The 20,640-nt window shown below is 72.1% G+C and carries 30 protein-coding genes; 23 read left to right on the forward strand and 7 right to left on the reverse strand.

Annotation, left to right across the window (positions count from 1 at the left end; genetic code table 11):
• Positions 1-188: 188 nt before the first annotated feature.
• Positions 189-2,030 (forward strand): asparagine synthase (glutamine-hydrolyzing), encoded by a 1,842-nt coding sequence (gene asnB / locus LG395_RS24840; RefSeq protein WP_171158939.1) that lies wholly within the window; start codon positions 189-191, stop codon positions 2,028-2,030.
• 4 nt (positions 2,031-2,034) lie between these two features.
• Here the strand turns inward: asnB and LG395_RS24845 are convergent, their stop codons facing one another.
• Together LG395_RS24845 and LG395_RS24850 are read right to left on the reverse strand one after the other, a co-directional pair.
• Positions 2,035-2,559: a DUF4232 domain-containing protein gene (locus tag LG395_RS24845; RefSeq protein WP_225811252.1), complete on the reverse strand. Its 525-nt coding sequence runs from the start codon at positions 2,557-2,559 to the stop codon at positions 2,035-2,037.
• A gap of 181 nt (positions 2,560-2,740) precedes the next feature.
• A complete protein-coding gene (locus tag LG395_RS24850; RefSeq protein WP_225811253.1) occupies positions 2,741-4,336 on the reverse strand; it encodes an alpha/beta hydrolase in 1,596 nt (531 codons plus the stop codon).
• A gap of 285 nt (positions 4,337-4,621) precedes the next feature.
• Here LG395_RS24850 and LG395_RS24855 point away from each other — a divergent pair, with 285 nt between their 5' ends.
• Positions 4,622-5,293, forward strand: a complete 672-nt coding sequence (locus LG395_RS24855) for a chaplin (RefSeq protein WP_263982979.1) — start codon at positions 4,622-4,624, stop codon at positions 5,291-5,293.
• A gap of 522 nt (positions 5,294-5,815) precedes the next feature.
• A complete protein-coding gene (locus LG395_RS24860) occupies positions 5,816-6,676 on the forward strand; it encodes a GNAT family N-acetyltransferase (RefSeq protein WP_225811254.1) in 861 nt (286 codons plus the stop codon).
• A gap of 3 nt (positions 6,677-6,679) precedes the next feature.
• Here LG395_RS24860 and LG395_RS24865 read toward each other — a convergent pair whose 3' ends face one another.
• Both LG395_RS24865 and LG395_RS24870 read right to left on the reverse strand, forming a co-directional pair.
• Positions 6,680-7,171 (reverse strand): nucleoside deaminase, encoded by a 492-nt coding sequence (locus LG395_RS24865; RefSeq protein WP_171158944.1) that lies wholly within the window; start codon positions 7,169-7,171, stop codon positions 6,680-6,682.
• Complete coding sequence (locus tag LG395_RS24870) at positions 7,155-8,432, reverse strand: MFS transporter (RefSeq protein WP_225811255.1); 1,278 nt, start codon at positions 8,430-8,432, stop codon at positions 7,155-7,157. The genes LG395_RS24865 and LG395_RS24870 overlap by 17 nt, the downstream gene beginning before the upstream one ends.
• Positions 8,433-8,492: 60 nt before the next feature.
• Between LG395_RS24870 and LG395_RS24875 the strand changes: the two genes are divergently transcribed.
• Positions 8,493-8,864 carry a MerR family transcriptional regulator gene (locus LG395_RS24875; RefSeq protein ID WP_225811256.1) on the forward strand — a complete coding sequence of 124 codons (372 nt, stop codon included), beginning with the start codon at positions 8,493-8,495 and terminating at the stop codon, positions 8,862-8,864.
• Between the two features lie 73 nt (positions 8,865-8,937).
• Complete coding sequence (locus tag LG395_RS24880) at positions 8,938-9,714, forward strand: GNAT family N-acetyltransferase (RefSeq protein ID WP_225811257.1); 777 nt, start codon at positions 8,938-8,940, stop codon at positions 9,712-9,714.
• Position 9,715: 1 nt separating this feature from the next.
• Here the strand turns inward: LG395_RS24880 and LG395_RS24885 are convergent, their stop codons facing one another.
• The 3 genes from LG395_RS24885 to LG395_RS24895 all read right to left on the reverse strand — a co-directional run bounded on the left by LG395_RS24885 (position 9,716) and on the right by LG395_RS24895 (position 12,190).
• Complete coding sequence (locus tag LG395_RS24885) at positions 9,716-9,934, reverse strand: GlsB/YeaQ/YmgE family stress response membrane protein (RefSeq protein ID WP_225811406.1); 219 nt, start codon at positions 9,932-9,934, stop codon at positions 9,716-9,718.
• Between the two features lie 44 nt (positions 9,935-9,978).
• The gene (locus LG395_RS24890; RefSeq protein ID WP_225811258.1) at positions 9,979-11,346 is read right to left on the reverse strand and encodes a site-specific integrase; all 1,368 of its coding nucleotides are present in this window, start codon (positions 11,344-11,346) and stop codon (positions 9,979-9,981) included.
• Between the two features lie 427 nt (positions 11,347-11,773).
• Entirely contained in the window at positions 11,774-12,190 is a 417-nt protein-coding gene (locus tag LG395_RS24895; protein WP_225811259.1) for a helix-turn-helix domain-containing protein, read from the reverse strand.
• 175 nt (positions 12,191-12,365) lie between these two features.
• Between LG395_RS24895 and LG395_RS24900 the strand changes: the two genes are divergently transcribed.
• From LG395_RS24900 to LG395_RS24985, 18 genes are all read left to right on the forward strand, one after another.
• Positions 12,366-12,629 (forward strand): helix-turn-helix domain-containing protein, encoded by a 264-nt coding sequence (locus tag LG395_RS24900; RefSeq protein ID WP_225811260.1) that lies wholly within the window; start codon positions 12,366-12,368, stop codon positions 12,627-12,629.
• Positions 12,630-12,632: 3 nt separating this feature from the next.
• On the forward strand, positions 12,633-12,932 hold the full coding sequence (locus LG395_RS24905) for a DNA-binding protein (protein ID WP_225811261.1): 300 nt from the start codon (positions 12,633-12,635) through the stop codon (positions 12,930-12,932).
• A gap of 96 nt (positions 12,933-13,028) precedes the next feature.
• Entirely contained in the window at positions 13,029-13,343 is a 315-nt protein-coding gene (locus LG395_RS24910; protein WP_225811262.1) for a hypothetical protein, read from the forward strand.
• Positions 13,340-13,531 (forward strand): hypothetical protein, encoded by a 192-nt coding sequence (locus LG395_RS24915; RefSeq protein WP_225811263.1) that lies wholly within the window; start codon positions 13,340-13,342, stop codon positions 13,529-13,531. Before LG395_RS24910 ends, LG395_RS24915 begins: the two co-directional genes overlap by 4 nt.
• Complete coding sequence (locus LG395_RS24920) at positions 13,528-13,980, forward strand: hypothetical protein (protein ID WP_225811264.1); 453 nt, start codon at positions 13,528-13,530, stop codon at positions 13,978-13,980. Before LG395_RS24915 ends, LG395_RS24920 begins: the two co-directional genes overlap by 4 nt.
• Positions 13,981-14,185: 205 nt before the next feature.
• Positions 14,186-14,563 carry a hypothetical protein gene (locus LG395_RS24925; protein ID WP_225811265.1) on the forward strand — a complete coding sequence of 126 codons (378 nt, stop codon included), beginning with the start codon at positions 14,186-14,188 and terminating at the stop codon, positions 14,561-14,563.
• Positions 14,560-14,751 carry a hypothetical protein gene (locus LG395_RS24930; protein ID WP_225811266.1) on the forward strand — a complete coding sequence of 64 codons (192 nt, stop codon included), beginning with the start codon at positions 14,560-14,562 and terminating at the stop codon, positions 14,749-14,751. Before LG395_RS24925 ends, LG395_RS24930 begins: the two co-directional genes overlap by 4 nt.
• Complete coding sequence (locus tag LG395_RS24935; RefSeq protein WP_225811267.1) at positions 14,748-15,026, forward strand: hypothetical protein; 279 nt, start codon at positions 14,748-14,750, stop codon at positions 15,024-15,026. The genes LG395_RS24930 and LG395_RS24935 overlap by 4 nt, the downstream gene beginning before the upstream one ends.
• The gene (locus tag LG395_RS24940) at positions 15,023-16,060 is read left to right on the forward strand and encodes a recombinase RecT (RefSeq protein ID WP_225811268.1); all 1,038 of its coding nucleotides are present in this window, start codon (positions 15,023-15,025) and stop codon (positions 16,058-16,060) included. The genes LG395_RS24935 and LG395_RS24940 overlap by 4 nt, the downstream gene beginning before the upstream one ends.
• Positions 16,061-16,130: 70 nt before the next feature.
• On the forward strand, positions 16,131-16,661 hold the full coding sequence (locus LG395_RS24945; protein ID WP_225811269.1) for a hypothetical protein: 531 nt from the start codon (positions 16,131-16,133) through the stop codon (positions 16,659-16,661).
• A complete protein-coding gene (locus LG395_RS24950; protein WP_225811270.1) occupies positions 16,658-17,284 on the forward strand; it encodes a 3'-5' exonuclease in 627 nt (208 codons plus the stop codon). Before LG395_RS24945 ends, LG395_RS24950 begins: the two co-directional genes overlap by 4 nt.
• Positions 17,284-17,634, forward strand: coding sequence for a hypothetical protein (locus tag LG395_RS24955; protein ID WP_225811271.1), 351 nt, complete (start codon positions 17,284-17,286; stop codon positions 17,632-17,634). The genes LG395_RS24950 and LG395_RS24955 overlap by 1 nt, the downstream gene beginning before the upstream one ends.
• Complete coding sequence (locus LG395_RS24960) at positions 17,631-17,870, forward strand: hypothetical protein (protein ID WP_225811272.1); 240 nt, start codon at positions 17,631-17,633, stop codon at positions 17,868-17,870. Before LG395_RS24955 ends, LG395_RS24960 begins: the two co-directional genes overlap by 4 nt.
• Entirely contained in the window at positions 17,867-18,127 is a 261-nt protein-coding gene (locus LG395_RS24965) for a hypothetical protein (RefSeq protein WP_225811273.1), read from the forward strand. Before LG395_RS24960 ends, LG395_RS24965 begins: the two co-directional genes overlap by 4 nt.
• Positions 18,124-18,504 carry a hypothetical protein gene (locus LG395_RS24970; protein ID WP_225811274.1) on the forward strand — a complete coding sequence of 127 codons (381 nt, stop codon included), beginning with the start codon at positions 18,124-18,126 and terminating at the stop codon, positions 18,502-18,504. Before LG395_RS24965 ends, LG395_RS24970 begins: the two co-directional genes overlap by 4 nt.
• Positions 18,501-19,451 (forward strand): DNA cytosine methyltransferase, encoded by a 951-nt coding sequence (locus LG395_RS24975; RefSeq protein WP_225811275.1) that lies wholly within the window; start codon positions 18,501-18,503, stop codon positions 19,449-19,451. Before LG395_RS24970 ends, LG395_RS24975 begins: the two co-directional genes overlap by 4 nt.
• Entirely contained in the window at positions 19,451-19,897 is a 447-nt protein-coding gene (locus LG395_RS24980; RefSeq protein WP_225811276.1) for a hypothetical protein, read from the forward strand. The genes LG395_RS24975 and LG395_RS24980 overlap by 1 nt, the downstream gene beginning before the upstream one ends.
• Positions 19,894-20,520 (forward strand): WhiB family transcriptional regulator, encoded by a 627-nt coding sequence (locus LG395_RS24985; protein WP_225811277.1) that lies wholly within the window; start codon positions 19,894-19,896, stop codon positions 20,518-20,520. The genes LG395_RS24980 and LG395_RS24985 overlap by 4 nt, the downstream gene beginning before the upstream one ends.
• The last annotated feature ends 120 nt before the right edge of the window (positions 20,521-20,640 follow it).

The raw sequence follows: 20,640 nt of genomic DNA on the forward strand, positions 1-20,640 counted from the left end.
CAAAACGCGGCCGAAACCATGGGGCGGACGCGTGTGCCGTGTTACGGCCGCGTTGACTCCGCCGACCGGCTGGCGGACGCTCGTCATATAGGTGCTCGATACAACTGGTTTTGCCGGACGGTTCTCCGCGACCGCGAAAGCGCAGGTGAACGCGGGGCCGACGGGCAGCCGGAGGCAGGAGGTAGCGCATGTGCGGCATCACCGGATGGGTCTCCTTCGACCGTGACCTGACGACCGAGGCCACCACATTGCATGCGATGACCGAGACGATGGCCTGCCGGGGCCCGGACGACCGTGGCACCTGGACCGAGGGCCCCGCCGCCCTCGGACACCGCCGGCTCGCCATCATCGACCTCCCCGGCGGCCGTCAGCCGATGTCGCTGCCGACCCCCGAGGGCACCGTCGCCCTCGTCTACTCCGGGGAGGCGTACAACTTCACCGAGCTGCGCCGGGAACTGACGGACCGCGGTCACCGGTTCACCACCGACTCCGACACCGAGGTCGTGCTGCACGGCTACCTGGAGTGGGGTGACGCCGTCGCCGAACGGCTCAACGGCATGTACGCGTTCGCCGTGTGGGACGGCCGGGCCGACAAGCTCGTCATGATCCGCGACCGCATGGGCATCAAGCCGTTCTACTACCAGCCCACCGCCGACGGCGTCCTCTTCGGCTCGGAACCCAAGGCCATCCTCGCCAACCCGCTGGTCCGGCCCCGGGTCACGCTGGACGGTCTGCGCGAGCTGTTCGTCATGGTCAAGACGCCGGGCCACGCCTTCTGGGACGGCATGCGCGAGGTGGAGCCCGGCACGGTCGTCACCGTCGACCGCTCCGGCCTGTCCACCCGCGTGTACTGGCGCCTGGAGACCCGCCCGCACACCGACGACCGCGACACCACCATCGCCACCGTGCGCTCGCTCCTCGACGACATCGTGCGCCGCCAGCTGGTCGCCGACGTGCCGCGCTGCACCCTGCTCTCCGGCGGGCTCGACTCCAGCGCCATGACCGCCCTGGCCGCCCGGCAACTCGCCGCGCAGGGTGAGAAGGTGCGCAGCTTCGCCGTCGACTTCGTCGGCCAGACCGACAACTTCGTCGCCGACGAACTGCGCGGCACCCCCGACACGCCCTTCGTGCACGACGTGGCCCGCCTCGCCGGCACCGACCACCAGGACATCGTGCTCGACGCCGAGGCCCTCGCCGACCCCGCCGTCCGCGCCCAGGTCATCCGGGCCCGCGACCTGCCGTCCGGCCTCGGCGACATGGACAGCTCCCTGCTGCTGCTCTTCCGCGCCATCCGGGAGAAGTCCACGGTGGCCCTGTCCGGCGAGTCCGCCGACGAGGTCTTCGGCGGCTACCTCCAGTTCTTCGACGAGGAGGCGCGCCGCACCGACGCCTTCCCGTGGCTGACGACCATGAGCCGCCACTTCGGCGAGGACGCCGGCGTGGTGCGCGCCGACCTCGCCAAGTCCCTGGACCTGGAGGGCTACGTCGCCGACGGCTACCGCACCGCCGTCGCCGGCATCGACCGGCTGGACGGCGAGAGCGACTTCGAGTACCGGATGCGGCAGATCAGCCACCTGCACCTGACCCGCTTCGTACGCATGCTGCTCGACCGCAAGGACCGCATGAGCATGGCCGTCGGACTGGAGGTCCGGGTGCCGTTCTGCGACCACCGGCTGGTCGAGTACGTCTACAACACGCCCTGGGCCCTGAAGTCCTTCGACGGCCGGGAGAAGAGCCTGCTGCGGGAGGCGTCGGCGGACGTCCTGCCGCGGTCGGTGTACGAGCGGGTCAAGAGCCCCTACCCGTCCACGCAGGACCCCCGCTACGCCCGCGCCCTGCAGGAGCAGACCAAGGACCTGCTCGCCCGGCCCTCCCACCGCGTCTTCGACCTCGTCGACCGGGACCGGGTCCGGCAGGCCGCCGAACGCGAGGCACCGGTGAGCACCCAGGCGGCCCGGCGCGGCCTGGAACGCACCCTGGACCTCGCGGCGTGGCTGGACCTCTACTCGCCCGAGCTGGTGCTCGACTGACTCGTCAGCCGAGCCCGATGGCACGGTCGGCGGCCGCCGCCGACCGCTGCCACCACGTGGTCACCGGCTCCCAGACCAGCACCCGGCGCCCGGTGCCCAGTCGTCCCGCGGTGAACGAGCGGCCCCAGTGCTCGGCCGACGCCGCCACCCCGACCCCCACCACCCGGCGGGCCTCCGGGTCCGCCGGGTCGGCGATGGTCCGCACGTCGGCGTACGCGGTGCCGCCCGCCGCCAGCCGGTAACCGCCCGCGCCGCCCTCCGGCACCGGCAACGCGATCCCGTCCAGGTCCCCGAAGGTCACCGTGGGCACCCGGTCGACGACACACGCGCGCGGGCCGCGGTTGGTGACGCTGGTGCGCAGCACGGTCGGGTGACCGCTCACGGCCTTCGCCCGGATCGTCAGCGCCTTCTCCGCGCAGCGGGCGGGCAGGTCCTGGCCGGCGGCGGCCCGGCTCTGCGGGGCGGTCAGCAGCAGGGCCGCCACGGCGGCCGAGGCAGCGGGTACGGCGATGACGGCGCGCATGCGCATGACGGGCTCCCTGTCGCGGTCGGGTACGGGATGAGTCGGGGTACGGCGGCCTGGGCGCGCCTTGTCGGAAGGGACGGCCGGCGCGGCCGGGAGGTTGCCCCGGTGCGCGGCATTCACCCGGATGCGCCACGTTCGGTGCCGGCCGGTGCGGCGGTGGCCGGCGACCGGTGGCGTGCGGCCCTCAGCCGCCGCTGTCCGGGGTGACACTCCGGATCGGGTCGGCCGGGCAGGAGCTGCCGTTCGCGGGCAGCGAGCCGTACAGCAGGAAGTCGTTGACCTTGCGGTGCACACACATGGAGGACGAGTACCCGGTGTGGCCCTCACCCTTGTTGTCGAGCACCACGGCCGACGGGCCGAGCCGCTGTGCCGTCTCCACGGTCCACTGGTACGGCGTCGCCGGATCGCCGCGCGTGCCGACGAGCAGCATCTTCGCCGTGCGCACGTCCTTGACCCGGTCGCGGATGAAGTCGGTGCCCTTGGGCCGGCCGTAGCACAGCAGCAGCTGGGTGAGCCGGTAGCGGCCGAAGACCGGCGATGCCTGGTCGTAGGCGGCCCGCAGGTCCTTCAGGTCCTCGGTGAGCCGTGCCGCGGTGGGCCGGTCGGGGTCGTCCGCGCAGTTGATCGCCATCAGCGCCGCCGGCAGGTTGTCCGCCGGGACGTCCTCGGTGTCGGCCAGCCCGCCGTCCGTCCGGTGCCGCTCGCGGGGCAGGCCGATGCCGCCGGTGGCGAAGGCCAGGACGCGCCGGGTGTCGCCGTCGTCGACCAGCGAGGCCAGCGCCCGCTCCAGCGAGCTCCACAGCTCCCTGCTGTACAGGCCCTGTCCGATGGCGCCCACCAGGTCCTGGCCGGAGAACGTGCCGCCGAAGTCCGTGGGCACCGGGTTCTCGTCGAGCGAGCGCACCAGCCGGACCACCTGGTCCCCGGCCCTGCGCCGGTCCTGCCCGAACGGACAGCCGAGATCCGTCGTGCACCAGTCCAGGAAGTCGTCCAGCGCCGTCTGCTGCCCCTCGGCCCCCGCCACCCCCTGTTCGGCCGGCGACTCGGTCAGCGTGTCCACGCCGTCCAGGACGACCCGGCCGACCTTGCCGGGGAACTGCGCCGCGTACACCGCGCCGAGCCGGCTGCCGTAGGAGAAGCCGAGGTAGTTGAGCCTGCTGTCGCCGAGCGCCTGGCGGATGACGTCCAGGTCGCGCGAGGCGTTCACGGTGCCGATGTGTGCCAGCACCGGGCCGGAGGACCGGGCGCACTGGTCGGCGGCCTGCCGCAACTGCTTGAACAGCGTCTGCGGACGGCTGACGTCGGGCTCCTTCTCCGTCCCGGCCGAGGCCAGGCCGTCGCCGCAGCTGACGGGGGAGGACCGGCCGACCCCGCGCGGGTCGAAGGTGACCACGTCGTAGCCCTTGGTCAGGTCCATGAACTGCTTGCCCTCGGCGGTCAGCGCGGGGATGCCGGCGCCGCCCGGGCCACCGAAGTTCAGCAGCAGGGAGCCCCGGGACGTCCCGCTGGCGCGGTAGCGGGCCAGCGCCACGTCGAGCGTGCCGGCGCGTGGTCGCGCGTAGTCGAGGGGGACGGTGACCTTCGCGCACTGGAGGTCCTCGGGCGTGTCCGTGCCCGGACAGGCGGACCAGGAGAGCTTCTGCCGGTAGAAACGTGACAGGTCGGGCTGCGGCTGGTCGGCGGCAGCCGCGGGCAGCCCGGCTCCGAGCAGCGCCAGGACGAGGGCCGAGGCCCCCGCGCAGCGCCGGACGGCGGGCCGTGTGGACAGCTTGGCCAGCATCGTTCGCCTCCCGGGGCGCCGGCCGCGGACCGGGGTCGGCACCCTCGGAACAGGCTAAGCGGGCCCCGGACGGCCCGCCTCCGGGCGAGCGGGGCGGCTGCGGCCGGTGTAGCCTGCGCGTCCTCCCTGACCCTGTTGGTGATCTTTCAGCCGCTTTACATGCAGTTCGATAAACCTGCCGCTCGATGGGGTGAAAGACCGATTAGCCATAACTCCGATTGGTTCGGCTCCGTTCTAGGTGGTGCGGGTGAGTGCTCGCGATGAAGTCTGGAAGGCAGGGAACCTATGAGACGGGCTACCCGAAACGGTGTGATCGCCGTCGCCGCCGCGTCCGGCGCGATGGCCGTGGCGCTGCCGGTGTCCACCGCCTTCGCGGCGGGCGGGTCCGACGCCCAGGGCTCGGCGGCCGGCTCGCCCGGGCTGGTCTCCGGCAACGGCATCCAGCTGCCGGTGCACGTGCCGGTGAACGTCTGCGGCAATACGGTGGACGTCGTGGGGCTGCTCGATCCGGCTGCGGGCAACGCGTGCGCGAACACCGGCGGTGCCAGGAGCGGCGGCACGGGGAAGGACGAGGCGCCGGCCGCGTCCGGTGGGGCCTTCGCCCACGGCGGCGCCGAGGACTCGCCCGGGGTGCTCTCGGGCAACGGCATCCAGCTCCCCGTCGACCTGCCGGTCAACGTCAGCGGGAACAGCGTCGACGTCGTCGGCGTCGGCAACCCGGCCCACGGCAACCAGTCGGTCAACGGCCCCGGCGAGCAGCCGACGCGGGCCCCGCGGACCCCGGCCCCGACGCACCGGGCGCCGAAGCCGCCGGCCCCCGTCCGGTCGCACCCGGCTGCCTCCACACTGGCCCACACGGGAGCCGACGTGACGACCCCGGCCGTCGCCGGCAGCGCCGCACTCCTGCTCACCGGTGCGATTCTGTACCGCCGCTTCCGCCCGGGCCGCTCCCACTGACCCACCCCCGCACGGCCCCGCCGGACCCCGGTCCGGCGGGGCCCGTACCGTCTCCCGCGCTCAGGCCGCACCGGGGCCGCGGGGACGCTGGATGCGGAACGTCCGCGGGGTGCGGTGAGCGCTGCGGCGGACACGGGGAGCGGGGCTCGGGCGGCCGAGCAGCGGGGAGGGCCGAAATCCACGGCTTCTCGGTCGGACAAGGCTGCGGTGCCGCCCCCCCCGGAGCGCAGCGCCACCACACGCCCGGAGCGCAGCGTGCCGGACGCCCACAGCCCGGTCGGCCGGCGGTATCGCGCCCCGATCCGGGCGATCCCCGCGGCCCGGGCCTCGGCCTCCTGTCGCGAGGGGGCCGGCCCCTCCGTACCCGGGCGTCTGCCGACTCCCCGTCCCGGGACGGAGTCCGCCGCTTCGGCCGATCTCCCCGTGGCGCGGCCTGCCCCGATCCGGAAGGATGCTGCGGGCGGCCGGCCCACGCCCGAGCCGTGTGGACAGCCCCACCCCGACGGAAGACGGAGCGCATCGATGACCTCTGCGACCCCCCACGACCTCGTCGTCACGCGGGCCACCCTCGACGACTGGCCGGTGATCAGCGGGTGGGCGGCCGCGGAGGGATGGAACCCCGGGCTGTCCGACGGGCCCGCGTTCTTCGCGCAGGACCCCGAGGGGTTCTTCCTCGGCCGGATCGACGGGGAGCCGGTGTCGGCCGTCTCCGTCGTCAACCACGGCCCCGACTACGCCTTCCTCGGCTGCTACCTGGTCCGCCCCGACCTGCGCGGCCGGGGGTACGGACTCACCACGTGGAAGACCGCGCTCGCCCACGCCGGGAACCGGACCGTCGGTCTCGACGGGGTGGTCGCCCAGCAGGCCAACTACCGCCAGTCCGGCTTCCGTCCCGCCTACCGCACCATCCGCTTCACCGGCACCGCCCCCGGCACCGGCACCGGCACGCCCTTGGGCGTCCGCCCGGCCGGGCCCGCCGACCTGGCCGCCCTCACCGCCTACGACAGCGCCTGTCACCCCGCGGACCGCCCCCGCTTCCTCGCCACGTGGCTGCGCACGCCCGGCCACCGCGCCGTGGTCCGCGCGGAGGGCGGTCGCCCGACCGGCTACGGCGTGCTCCGCCCCGGCCACGACACCCTGCGCGTCGGCCCCCTCTTCGCGGACACCGCCGACGACGCCCGGGCCCTGTTCGCCGCCCTCACCGCCGAGGTGGCCGGCAGCGAGGTGGCGATCGACGTGCCCGAGCCGAACACGGCCGCCGTCGCCCTCGCCGAAGAGGCGGGCCTGCGCCCCTCGTTCGAGACCGCCCGCATGTACACGGGACCGGTGCGCGCGTACGCCCGGGAGCGGGTGTTCGGCGTCACCACGCTCGAACTCGGCTGACCGTCAGGCGCGTCCGGAGTTCCCGGCGTGGAAGCGGCGGTGCAACCCCCGTACCTCGTCCAGCAGTTCCGGTACCGGCCCCTCCACGGTCACCTCGGGCGCGATGTCCCGCACGGGCAGTGTGCGCACCGGCGCCGCGGGCACGCCCAACTCGGCCAGCAGACCGGAGAGCTGGACGGAGGAGACGATGTACACGATCCGGCCGAGTCCCACCCAGGCGTGCGCCGCCGCGCACATCGGGCAGTGCTCGCCGGAGGTGTAGACGGTCGCCGCCGCCCGCTCCCCGGGCGTCAGGTGCGCGGCCGACCAGCGGGCCAGCTCGAACTCGGGATGCCGGGTGCGGTCCCCGCCCGCCACCCGGTTGCGGTCCTCCGCCAGCACGGTCCCGTCCCCGGCCACGAGCACCGAACCGAAGGGCTCGTCACCGGCGTCCAGCGCCTCCTCGGCCAGCTCCACACAGCGGCGCAGGTACCGCAGCTCACTGTCCCGTACCATCGGCCCACCTCCTCACGGCATGATCTCCGGCGGGACACGTTACGGCCACCCCGCCCGCCCCGTTCGCCTCGGCGGCAACGCCCGGCCGCCGCGCCGGGAAGGCGTACCGGCGCCCGGCCGCGACCGTCGCGAGCGCCAGCAGCACCGGCGGCAGGGCGGTCCACGGCAGGGCCCCGGCGCCCGCGGCGTCCAGCGCCAGACCGCCGGTGAGCGACCCGGCGGCGATGCCCGCGTTGTACACCGTGGTCTGCAACGAGGTCGCCACGTCGGCGTCGGCCGGCCCCGACACGTCGACGAGCGCCGTCTGGATCAGCGTGGGCGCCCCGCCGAAGGCCACACCCCACAGCGCCACCGCGCCGGCCCCCGGCCAGGGCGGCCGGGCACCCAGGCCCAGTAGCAGCAGCGAGGCCGCGACCAGGGCGAGCGCCGTGAGCAGGGTGGGGCGCGGTTTCCGGTCGACCAGCAGGCCGGTGAGCCAGACGCCGGCCACCGTGGCGGAGCCGAACACCGCGAGCAGCACGTCCGCACGGCCGTACCCCGCGTGTGCGGCGAACGCGGCGATGTACGTGTACATCGCCTGGTGCCCCAGCAGCAGGAACAGCGTGACGGACAGCACCGGGCGGATCCCGGGGCGTACGGCGACCCGGACCAGCGGCAGGCGGGCGTGCGGGGGTTCGCCCGGAAAGCCGGGCACCCGCAGCCGTACCCAGCCCACGAGCACTACGGCGAGCACGGCGAGCGTGCCGAACGCGGCCCGCCAGCCCACCGCCCCGGCCAGCGCGGTACCGGCGGGCACGCCCAGCGCCAGGGCCAGCGTGATCCCGGCGAGCACCACCGCGATGGCCCGGCCGCGCCGTTCGGCCGGCACCATCCGGGCCGCGTACCCGGCGAGCATCGCCCACAGCGTGCCGCCCGTCGCCCCGGCCAGCAGCCGGGCCGCGACGGTGAGCGGGTACGACGACGAGACCGCGACCAGCGCGTCGGCCGCGGCGAACCCCAGCAGCGTGCCGCACAGCACCGGCCGCCGGGGGAGCCCGCGCAGGGCCGCGGTCAGCGGGATCGCCGCCACGAACGAGGCCGCGGCGTAGGCGGTGACGAGGAAACCGATCCGGGACTCGGGCACCCCCAGCGGGGGCGCCATCGCGGGCAGCAGGCCCGCCGGGAGGAGTTCGGTCAGTACGGCGGTGAACGCGGCGCAGGACAGGGCGAGCAGCCCCGACCAGGGCAGGCCGCCGCCCTTGACCTGGGGAGACAGGGTCATGCGACCATGGTCGAAGCCTCACATCAGTGTGAAGGTCAAGCGAGGGTCCGGGAGGCCGGCATGCGGATCGGTGAGCTGTCCCGCCGTACGGGCGTGCCCACCCGGTTGCTGCGGTACTACGAGGAGCAGCACCTGCTCCATCCGGAACGCGCCGGCAACGGCTACCGCAGCTATCCGGAGTCCGCGGTCGCGCGCGTCGGACAGATCCGCGGCCTGCTGGACTCCGGCCTGACCACCGAGATGATCCGCGCGATCCTGCCGTACCTGTGCGGTCCGGGCCATCTCGTGCCGGCTCCCGAGGACGTGCCGGCGCAGACGGCCGCCCTGCTCCAGGGGCACATCGACCGCATCCAGTCCCGCATCGACTGCCTGGCCCGCAACCGCGACCGCCTCACCGCGTACCTGGCGGCGGTACGGCCGGGCGGCCGCTGACGTCCCGTCAGCCGCCGCGGGGCCGCCCGGTAAATCCTTTGTCTGCGCCCGGCCACCGTGCTGGAGTGAGGCCATGGATCACGCCTCAGTGCTCACTGTGTACGACCGGGACCTGCGCGAGGGTGCCCGGCCCGACGGACCCGGGGCCCGCATCGAGCGGGCCGGCGGGGTGGTGCGCCAGGTCGCGGACGCGCACGGCTGGAACGGCGTGCTCTGGGCCGGCCTGGACGCGGCGGACGCGGACCGGGCCGTCCGCGACCAGATCGCCTACTTCGGCGGTCTGGGACTGGACTTCGAGTGGAAGCTCTACGCCCACGACGAGCCGGCCGATCTCGGCGACCGGCTGCTCGCCGCCGGATTCCGGGCCGAGCCCACGGAGACGCTGATGGTGGCCGAGGTGACCGAGCTGCCGCTGGACACCGCACCACCGGCCGGCGTCCGTTTCGTCGAGGCCCGCGATCCGGCCGGCGTCGACCTCGTCGTGGACGTGCACGAGAGGGTCTTCGGAACCGACGGCGGCGGGCTGCGGCACCGGTTGCTCACCCGCCTGGCCTCCGACCCCGGCACGGTCGTCGCCGTGGCGGCCCTCGCCGGCGACGAGCCGGTCGCCGCGGCCCGCATGGAGCTGGTGCCGGGCACCCGGTTCGCCGGACTGTGGGGCGGCGGCACGGTGGCGGCCTGGCGGGGCAAGGGCATCTACCGCGCCCTGATCGCCCACCGCGTCCGCGTCGCCGCCGCCCAGGGCTACCGCTACGTCCACGTCGACGCCTCGTCCATGAGCCGCCCGATCCTGGACCGACTCGGCTTCCACGCGCTGACCACGACGACGCCCTACCTCTACGCGAACTGACTCAGCGCCGGGCCCGGCTCCGGTCCAGCGCGGCCACTCCGACGGCCGCCAGGGCTATCTGGATGAACCACTCGATCCAGTCGGGCCCCTTCGTGTCGGCGACCCCGAGCCCGGCGGCGATCGCCGAGCCCAGCAGCGCGGCCACGATGCCGACGACGATGGTCCACAGGACCCCGATGTGCTGCCGCCCGGGGACGACCAGCCGCCCCAGCACTCCGATGACGAGGCCGATGACGATGGCGCTGATGATGCCCGAGATCTCACCTACTCCAGCACCGGCAGGCCGCTGAACAGGGACGGAGCCACCCCAAGAAGATCATCTGGGAGAGCCATGGGAAACGGAGGCGTCCAAAGCCCAGCCCCCACAACCTCCTTCTCCCACACCGTCTGAAGGTACTCCACGATCCGCTCCTCCATCGGCACGGTCACCTCGCTGTAGACGCCCTCCACGCCAGGCAGCTCGTGCCCCATGCGGGCCTCCACCGCAACCCTGGGGATGTCACCGGCCTCGTCCAGCTTCGCCTTGTGCCAGTGCCGCAGACGGTAGATGGGCTCGCCGGCCATCTCGGGGACGGCCGGGATCGCAGGCCGGGCCGGCCGCGACTTCTGCGGCCCCGCTGCGCGTGCCTCAGCGCCATCGCGCATGGGATACCAGTACGTGCCGTCGAAGTCCGTTTCCAGGAGCGGCTTTCCAGCGATGGACAGAAACACCCACGGATCGCGGTGAGAGGCAAGAAGCGCCGCATGCATGGCATGCAAGAACGGCGGGATCACCAGTGTTCTCCAGCTGCCGTATTTCGGTGTCGCCAGGAACGGCTGCCGGCTCACCTTGTACGCCTGGTACTGCACCCGCAGCGCCGTCATGTGCTGGTACCGGTCGACCGCCTCCTCGCGCAATTCACGATCGGGTTCCGACTCGGGCCAGTGCACGGAGGAATAGCCGCGCTGAAGTCCGTACATCTCGCCGGGGGGACGCATGCCGGTGAACGCGATGGTCCAGATGTATGCCCAGCCCGGGAGTCCCCACACCGTGTACGCGTTGCACGCCAACTGGTGCACGGCTGTCGTGGGAAGCTGCCGCTTCACTCGCCGGGTCTGCTTCTTCTCGTACCTGCCGCGACGCCGCTGCTCGATGATCGGCGACTCGTCGCGCAACTTGTACTTAACGACGGCGTCGTCCATCAGCATCTTGAAGACGCCGAGCACGTTCTTGGCGTAGTTGTGGGAGTACTTACCGCGGACGTACCTCTCGAAGGCCGCGTACTCGACCGGCGTGATCTCGTCCACTTTCCACTGAAGCCAATACGGCCTGATCACGGAGTCCAGCCGGGACTTGTACGTCTTGTTGGAACGCACGCGTAGCGAAGTCTCAGCGAACCACAAGTCGCAGTACTCGCCCATTCCGAGGCGCTCGGCTGCCTTACGACGGTTCCGCTTGTTCCGCACATCGGATTCCCGGTCCAACCCGAAGTTGTACGCCTCGTCCTCATCGGCGAACGGGACACCTGGCTCGGGGCCACTCGCCGACTCGTAGCGCTTCTTCTTCGTCGGCTTGCCGGCGTCATCCAGGTGGTATTCGCCTGACCACCACTTGACGCGGATGTTGTTGCCGCGCACTTCGACGTATGGCATCGGACACCCCGTGCTGCTCGGTGAGTTGGGTGGCGTGGCGGGCACCCCTGCCGCCCACGCCCCCGCTGGACTGCTGCCTACGATGCCTGTCCTATCGGACAGCCGCCGCAGGTTTTGCAGTCCCGGCCCTGAGCCTTCATGTACCGCCTCACGCGCCCCTGAATAGCGCGGTCGCTGACGGTCCTGGAGGACAGGACACACACCTTCTCGCCTGCTACCTGGGTCGTGTAGCCGAAGCTGTTCGGCCCAAGATCGAGATAGATGACATTACTCACCTGGCCCCCTTTGTCGCCTGGGACCTCCCCGGGTGGAGACCTCAGCGTTGCATGCCGAACGGGTGAGCGGGAGGGGGTTGTTGAGGTTTCATCAGCATCCGGAGGTTACGATTCGGTTACGGCGAAAAGGTTGTACGGCCGATCACTCCAGATCAGGAGCTGTCCGTCACAATCCCAGCCCTTCGCAACTTCTCCACAAGCTCGTTCACAAAAGTGTCAAGCTCACCGACCTGGGCAGTCGGGAGGGTTGCCTTCGCCGTATCCCAAGCCATCTGGCGCGCCTGCTCCTCGCTGAGCACTGCCGAAGGCAGCGTTGACGACGTTGTCGCCTCGCCGGCGAACACGGGCTCTCCGCCGTCGGCGATGACAAGGCAGCTACCGCTGGCCCAGCCGAGCGCGCGGTCGATCTTCGTGTAGGTGGACTCGCGGACGGTCTCGCCCTCTTCGACACGCTTCCACGTGTTGCGTGTGACGCCTGCTGCGGCAGCTGCTGCGTCACGTGACGAGTACTGCTCCAGCCGGTGCGCCTTCACGTGTCGCGCGAGGCGGTCGAGATCACGAGTAGCCATGTCGACATGCTCTCAGTTCCAGCCAGTTCCAGCTAGTTCCAACCAGGTATACGGCTGGTTTCGGTGCGTGACGGGTCACCTCCAACCAGCAAAGCTCTGGCCATCAGGGTCAACAGAGGTCAGAAAAGCCCACCAAGGGGTAGACAGCCAGGGTCAACTAGGGTTAACTCAAGGCATGCACCAACCGCTGACCTACGAGGTCAACGGGGACGCGATCCGCGAGGAGCGCATGCAAGCGGGGCTCACACAGACCGAGCTGGCCAGACGGGCGGGAATCAGCCCCCGCTACGTCAGCTACCTCGAAACCGGCACCCGCAGACACATGGGCCCCAAGACGTACCGGCGCCTCCGCGAAGTCCTCAACGCGACCGATGCACGCCTCCGGCTCACGCCTCCTCGCCCCACCGAGGACCCACCCCAACCCCCAGAAAGGGAATGACCCGTGCCCACGGACAAGACCCGCTACCACCGGCCGCAGCCGCCGGCCGACCCGGACCAGGAGTACATGACCGTCCAGGAGACGGCCTACGTCCTTCAGGCCAGCACCAACTGGATCCGCCGCCTGCTGCGGGACAACCCGCACCTCTGCGGCCGGAACGGCAACAAGCGGATCGTCATCAACCGCGAGCAGCGCGCCGCGATCCACGCCATCCGCAGCGGAGGTGACCCGCGCACCGGCCGTTCGATCCCGCGCCAGCGCCGCCGGCCCGCCGCCCGCACGCGGGCCGCTGTCGCCGCCTGACCCCCTGAACGCGCCGAAGGGCCGCCCAGCTTGCCCGGCCGGCGACCCCACGACTCGGCGTACCTCAACCGAACACGAACGAAGGAGAGGCCACCGATGGCCAGTAACCCTACCCAACTCAGCGCGGCGAACGCGCTGGTGCAGCTCCTGACGGAGCACCCGAACCTGTCGGAACACCTGACCTGGTCGATCACCCGGACCACCCCGACCCTGACGGGCTACATCCACGACGGCGGCATGGCCATGCTCGCGGACTGCGCCGACTTCCTGGGTGGCAGCATCCGGGCCGGCCGGGTGTGGGAGAGCCGGGACGGCCGGCTGCGGCAGCACGTGCTGACGACCACGTGGCGGGACGTGCCGGTCGAGGTCGTCGTGTCGGTGCCGGTTCGTGCGTTGGCGGTGGCGTCGTGAGCGCGCTGCGGATGGTCCGCGCGGAGGACCTGGAGGAGACCCGTCTCGCCGAGGTGGACCACGAGTTCCTGGAGATGTACGGCCCGGACTGGGCGTCCTGGGAGCCGTGGCAGCGGGAGCTGTACCTGACCGCGATCCAGCAGGTCCACGACGAATTCGCCCCGCAGCAGGGGCAGGTGGCGGCGTGAACACCAGGTCGGTGAACTCCGCGGCCGGGGTGATCCTCGCCGCGATGCAGCAGAACCGGACGCCTGCCGGGATCGCGCTGGCGCTGGAAGCAGCGGGGCTGCTGATGTCCCCGGAGGCCGCCAAGGACATGGCGTCGGTGTCGACGGACGCGGTGTCGGTGGCCGAGCGCGCGGTCGAGGAGTTGCGGCGGGAGCACGAGGAGTCCGCGCGGCTCCGGTCCCGGCTCGCGGAGCTGGAAGCCGAGCTGGCGAAGTACGTCGGGATCGAACCAACGGTCGCTGACGAGTTGGCCTACGCCTCTCGTGTCGTCGCGGCGGTGGATGCCCTGAGGCTGCCCGAGTCGTTGAAGGTCGACTCGATCGAAGCGCAGTACCGGTGCGGATATGTGCACGCGCTGGCCGACATGCGGACGGCGCTGGAGATGCCGCAACTGGGCGCCGCCCCGTGACGTGGCTGCTGAGCGTGTCTGGGCTGGCGTTGGGGTTCCTCGCGCTGTGGCTGCTGCAACTGGCCGCCGACACCCCGCGACCGCCGCGCGCCCGCCGTCCGGCCCCGGGTCCGCGAATCCCGCATTGGGCGCGGACCGGCCACCTCCCTCCCTCTCCCTCTCCTTCTTCTGCGGCTGCTGGCCGCCATCGCCGAAAGGCCACCCGATGAACCGCATCCGACTCGCCCTGCGTCGCCTGTTCCGGCGCCCCAACCCGACCGGCCCGATGCGCTTCTACACCCGGCGCTGCCCGGACGGAGTGTTCCTCGACCTGGAGGAGTACTTCGAGCACGTCATCACCACCCTCGCCGACGACGCCGACGCGTTCGCTCTGTTCCACGAGATCGTCGACGACCGCATGGAGTCCCGCGGGCACGACGGCTGGGAGCCGGAGCGGCTGCTGATGGAGCAGCTCGCTGCGCACGTCGGCTACGAGATCCCCGTCCGGGGTCAGGCCCTCGCGCGGCTGGTCGCCCGGCTGGGTGCTGCCGCGCCGGCGCTGAAGTCCACCCTTCCCATGCAGCGCAAGGCAGGTGCCCGATGACTGCGGTTCAGTCTGAGATCACGGCGCTCGTCGCCCGGCAGCAGCGTCTCGCCGACGGCATCGCCGCCGAAGCCCGCCACCAGATGGACACGGTCGACGCCGCGTTCGCCCGCCTCGCCTGCGACCACCCCGACAAGTGCGCCTGCCCCGAGGACTACCCGGGATGGACGCCGGGAGGCACCCGATGAGCCGCCTCGCCAAGCGCCCCCGCGCCAACCACCAGCAGACCGCGGCAGCCCTCCGCCAGCAGCCCGGCGTATGGCTCGTCGTCGGCGACTACCGCAACAGCATCAGCGCCGACAACCTCGCCCGCCGTATCCGGTGCGGCTACCCGATCGGCAACCCGGACGACAGCACCCCCTACCTGCCGGTCGGGGCGTACGAGTCCCGGACCGAACTCGTCGAGGACGGCACGCGCGTCAGCGCCCGCTACATCGAAACCCGAAAGGACGTGCGCTCGTGAGCGCCGAGATCGTCAAGCACCAAGCCGCCGCCCCCGCCCAACGAGGCGGCGCGCTCTCCCTCTCCACCATGACACCGCACGACGCCTGGAAGTTCGCCGAAGCCCTCGCCGGCTCCGGGATGCTGCCGCGGCAGTACCAGGGCAACCCGGCCTCCGTGCTCTGGGCGCTGGAGTACGGGCGTGCGATCGGTCTGGACGTCATCACGACCACCCAGTCCGTGCACGTCATCCAGGGCCGGGCCACCGCCAGCGCGGACCTGATGGCCTCGCTGACGCGCCGGGCCGGTCACCGCATGCGGATCAGCGGCGACGACACCCGGGCGGAGGTGACCATCTTCCGCGCGGACGACCCGGAGTTCCCGTTCACCGCGGTGTGGGACATCCCGAAGGCGACGCGGGCCAAGCTCACCACCAAGGACACGTGGAAGCAGTTCCCGGGGGCGATGCTGCGGGCCCGTGCCATCTCGGAGTGCGTGCGGATGGCGTGCCCGGAGGTGCTGCACGGCAGCATCTACACGCCGGAGGAGATCGGCGCGAACGTCGACGCGGACGGCATGCCGATCGACGCCGAGGTGACGCAGCTCCGCCGCGTCCCGTCGGACGAGCCCGCCCAGTTCGAACCGCACCCCGAGGCGCAGGCACTCGCCAGGCGGGCCGCCGCCGCAGAGGACCGGTTCGTCATGGGCGCTCTCATCGACGAGGCGAAGCGGACCGTCCCCGCGGACGCCCGGATCGTGGCACCGGACACCGAGCAGGCGGACACGCTGCGCGAGTACCTGACGCGCCGCTGGACCGCGCTGCCGAAGCCGGACGAGAAGGCCGGCGGCCAGGACGACGTCACGGACGCGGTGGTCGTCGCCGAGGGCGAGACCGAAGCCGACGCCGCCGAGCGTGCCCTCCGCGCCGCCGCCGCGAACGCCGGACTCGACAACCTCGACGAGGAGTTCGAGCGCTCCTACGGCCTGCCCATCGCCCAGGCCGGCGCCCAGCAACTGCGCGAGATGACCGCGCTCCTCACCGGCTCCGCCGCCTGACCGCCACAAGTTGGGGCCGTCCTGCCCGTTCACAGCAGGCAGGACGGCCCCGCCCAAGGAGACCACGAAGATGAACCTGAAGGAAGCAGCAGCGCGCGAGGCCGCGCTGAAGACGCTCCTCGACGTCGTGGAAGCCGAGTACAAGGCCGCCCGCGCCGAGACCCGCACCGCCCTCGAAGCCGCCGCCGAAACCACCGGCGTCCGCCAGGTCGCCGTCACCCTCCCCGACGGCCCCGACATCGCCACCGTCAGCCTCTCCTCCGGCGAAGCCGCCGCCAAGGTCGTGGACGAGGAGGCCTACACCGCCTGGGTCCGCGACCACTACGCCACCGAGGTCGAGCGCCGCTTCATCACCGCCGTCCGACCCGCATTCACCGACCGGCTGCTCAAGCAGATGACCGCGGCCGGCGCCGCCGAGTACGCCGACCCGGAGACCGGCGTCATCCACGAGGTCCCCGGCGTCGCCATCGCCCCAGCCCGCGCGCGCACCCACTCCGTCCGCTTCAAGAAGGACGGCCGAGACCAGGTCATGCAGGCCTGGCGCGAGGGCCGCCTCACCGCCGCCATCCTCCCCGAACTCACCGCAGGAGACCCCCAGTGACCCCGATCGCCTTCGTCGACACCGAGACCACCCACCTGGACGCCACGCTCGGCGACGCCTGGGAAGTCGCGATCATCCTCCGCGAGTTCGACGACAACACGCCCACCGACACCGAGTACGTCTGGCAGATCCGCCCCAACCTCGCCACCGCCGACCCCGAGTCCCTGAAGATCGGCCGCTACCTGGAGCGGTTCGTCGTCCCGCCGCACGCTGAGGCCGCATGGACCGGCTACGGCGACGGCCCCGTCCTGCCGATGATGCGCAGCGAAGTCGTCGCCGCGGTCATGGACGTGCTGAGCGGCGCGGTCCTGGTCGGCTCGAACCCCGGGTTCGACGAGCGGTTCCTCCGGAAACTCCTCGGTCCCGGCTCCGCCCAGTGGCACTACCGGCCGATCGACATCGCCACCCTCGCCGCCGGATACCAGCACGGCCACGCCGCCGTCCTGCACAGCACGGGCATCGAGGTGAAGGACAGCGACCTGCCCCGGTTCCCGTTCTCCTCGCGCGGCCTGTCCCGCTGGGTTGGTGTCGAACCGCCAGGTGACGACGTGGCGCACACCGCGCTGGGCGACGCCCGCTGGGCCCGCGACGTCTTCGACGCCGTGATGGGCGGTGGCCGCTGATGTTCGTGACCCTGGCCAAGTACAACGACCTCCGCCGCATCCTCGCCGGCGAGTCGAAGCGCCGGCAGGACGCCGAGCAGCAGGTCGAGAGCCAGAAGACCGCGATCACGCGCCTGCAAGCCCAGCTCGCTCACGACCGCGACGAGCACCCCGACACGCCGGTCCCGGTGCAGCCGGCCACGGGTGACGCCCGGCTGGTGCAGCAGCTGGAGTTGTCGGAGCGGGCCCGCCGCCACCTGGACGAGCAGGCGCTGACCCTGCACTGGACGAACGTCGTCCTGGAGCGGGAGAACGCGCAGCTCCGCGAGCAGCTCGCCGCGCTCCAGACCGCGCCGGGGGTGGCGTCATGACCCCGGAGATCACGATCGGTGCCGCGTCCCTCATGGGTGCGCTCGTCGCCGGGACCGCCGCGGTGCGGTGGGCTGTCCGCCCGGCACCGGTCCGCGGCCGGCACCGCCGCGAGTACGGCGCCGCCACCGTGCAGCAGTGGACCCACTGCCCGGCCTGCGCCCGGCAGACCACGGCCACCGTCCACGGCACCGCGCTCCGCTGCGACGCCGGCCACCTGATCGGAGGCGAGTGGTGAGCCCGCACGACATCGAGCAGCGGCTGATCGGCGTCGCCTGGGCGTACGTGTCCTTCGCCGCGCTGACGATCGCCGTGTTCATCGCGGTCTTCGTCTGCCACGTGGTCAGCGACTGGCGGGCACGCCGCCACGACCTGGGCCCGGACCGGCTGTGGGAAGAGGTCGACGCCCACCTCACCGAGGTCATCGCCGCGGACCCGCAACTCGCCGCCGGACTCGACCGACTCCTCAACGACGTCAGCAAGGGGGAACAGTGACCAGCCGCAACAAGGCCAAGGGCAGCGCCTGGGAACGCGCCATCGTCGAACACCTCAAGGCCGCGGGCTGGCCGTTCGCCGAACGCCGCCTCGCCGGCTCCGCGAAGGACCGCGGGGACATCGCCGGCGTGGTCGGCATCGTCATCGAGGCGAAGAACGAGGCCCGTCTCAAGCTCGCCGAGTGGATCACAGAGACCGAGGAGGAGCGCAACAACGACGGCGCCTGGCTGGGCGTGGTCTGGCACAAGCGCATCGGGAAGACGTCGGCCGCGGACGGCTACGTCACCATGACCGGCGCCCAGTTCACCGCTCTCCTCGCCCGCGCCCTCGACATCCAGCCGGCCGTGCCCGTCGAGGACGGAGGCGAGGCCGCATGATCCCCCACGGCTTCGCCGGTATCGGCTGGACCGAGGCGCTCGCCGCCCGCGGTCAGCACGACATCGGCTTCGAACTCGCCACCGCCGCCTGCCAGACCCGGCGCGCGGCCGGGCACGCCACCGTCCAGTGCGACGTCACCCAGTACCCGACGTGGCCGTTCAAGGGCCGCACCACCGGGAAGATCGACAGCCCGCCGTGCCCGCCGTTCTCCAAGTCCGGGAACGGCAAAGGCGCCCACGACCTGCCGCTCATCCAGCAGACCATCGAGGATCTGTCCTGCGGCAAGGACACCCGGGCTCAGCACGGCGCTGCCTGCCAGGACCCGCGGAGCATCCTGACTGCGGAGCCGATGCGCTGGCACTACGACCTTCAGCCCGAGTGGATCTGCATGGAGCAGGTGCCGTCGGTGCTGCCGGTCTGGGAGCAGTACGCGGACATCCTCGGCCGGTGGGGGTACAGCGTCGCCACCGGTGTCCTGGACGCCGCGGACTACGGGCTCGGGCAGCGCCGCCCGCGCGCCGTGCTGGCCGCGTCCCGGGTCCGCGAGGTGGTGCTGCCGGCGCCGACGCATGGGGGGCTCGGGCAGCCGCCGCTCACCGCGATGGCGGACGTCATCGGCTGGGGCTACACCCAGCGGCCGGCGCCGACCGTCACCGGCGGCGGCACCGCAACGGGCGGGGCGGAGCCGTTTGGGAACGGCACCCGGCAGGCCATGCGGCGCCACATCGGCACCGGCGCCTGGAAGGACCGGGATGGCGTTCCGCACCTGCGGCCCACCGTTGCCGAGTGCGCTGCGCTCCAGGGATTCCGCCCGGATCTAGTGTTCCAGGGCCGGGCGGGTCAGCAGTACCTCCAGGTCGGCAACGCCGTCCCGCCAGTGCTGGCGGATGCGGTCCTCACTGCCGTCGGTGCGTTCGTTGAGCAGCAGGCGGGGGTGGCGGCCTGATGCCTGGTCGTCCGAACAGCACCCGCGCGGACGTCGTCGCCCTCCTCCAAGAGGGCCACTCCGACAAGTACATCTGCCGCACCCTGCGGACCCGCCCGGAACGAGTCGCACGCATCCGCGCCGAACTCGACCTCCCCCGCTACCAGCGCACCCGCGTCCGCCTGGAAGACGCCTGGACTGCCCGCACGCGCCCGACCGGTGACGGTCACCTCGCGTGGACCGGGTTCTGGCGCGAGGGCGTCCACCCCGTGATCAAAAACCAGGGCACCGAGTACGCCGCCCGCCGCATCGCCTTCCGCCTCGCCAACGGCCGGGATCCCGAGGGCCACGTGATGGCCGGCTGCGGCTGGCCACCGTGCGTCCGCCCGGACCACGTCGAGGACCAACCGATGCGCGAGGCCCTCCGCACCCAGTACACCGCGATCTTCGGAGCAGAAGCAGCATGAGCAACTACACCGGCGCCGTCCCCGAGACGAAGCGGAAGACCGACTGGCGGGACACCGCAGCGTGTGCCGGCCAGGACCCGGAACGCTGGTTCCCGAACCCGAGCAACGTCGCCGCGGTGAAGGACGCCAAGGCCACCTGCTTCGGCTGCCCGGTCATCTACCAGTGCGCGCAAGGCGCCTTGACCCGTGGCGAGGAGTCCGGCGTCTGGGGCGGGCTGAGCGAGGGCCAGCGCGTCACGATCCGGAAGAAGTACCGGCTCGCCCAGTTGGAGGCCCCGGGCACCATTCGCCGGGTCGTGAACAAGGCCCTGCACGCGGAACTCAACCCCACCGAAACGCTCCGCGACGTGTGGGAGAAGCACACCCACGACCTGCCCGGCGGCCACATCGGCTGGAGCGGACCGACCGGGTCGTTCTCCTTCCGGGGGATCCCGACCACGCCGAAGCAGCTGGCGTTCCTCCTCGACCGCGGCCACAAGGCGGTCGGCATCGTCCGCCGCACCTGCGACCTGGTGGAGTGCGTGAACCCGCGGCACATGCTCGACAACGAGGAGCGCTGCCGGCAGAAGGCGGAGGAGGAGCGGGCGTTGATCGCCGCGCTCGAAGCCCCGCTCGCGTCGTGACCGAGCCCGCCGGGCCCGTCTGCGACATCCCTGCCCCGCATGAGGGCCCGGTCCGCCTGTACCCCGCCGGGTGGCTGTGCTCCGCGCACAGCCCCTGGCGGGCCCTCGGACTCCCCGAAC

It is taken from the genome of Streptomyces spinosus, assembly GCF_020400655.1.
Classification (GTDB): Bacteria; Actinomycetota; Actinomycetes; order Streptomycetales; family Streptomycetaceae; genus Streptomyces; species Streptomyces argyrophylli.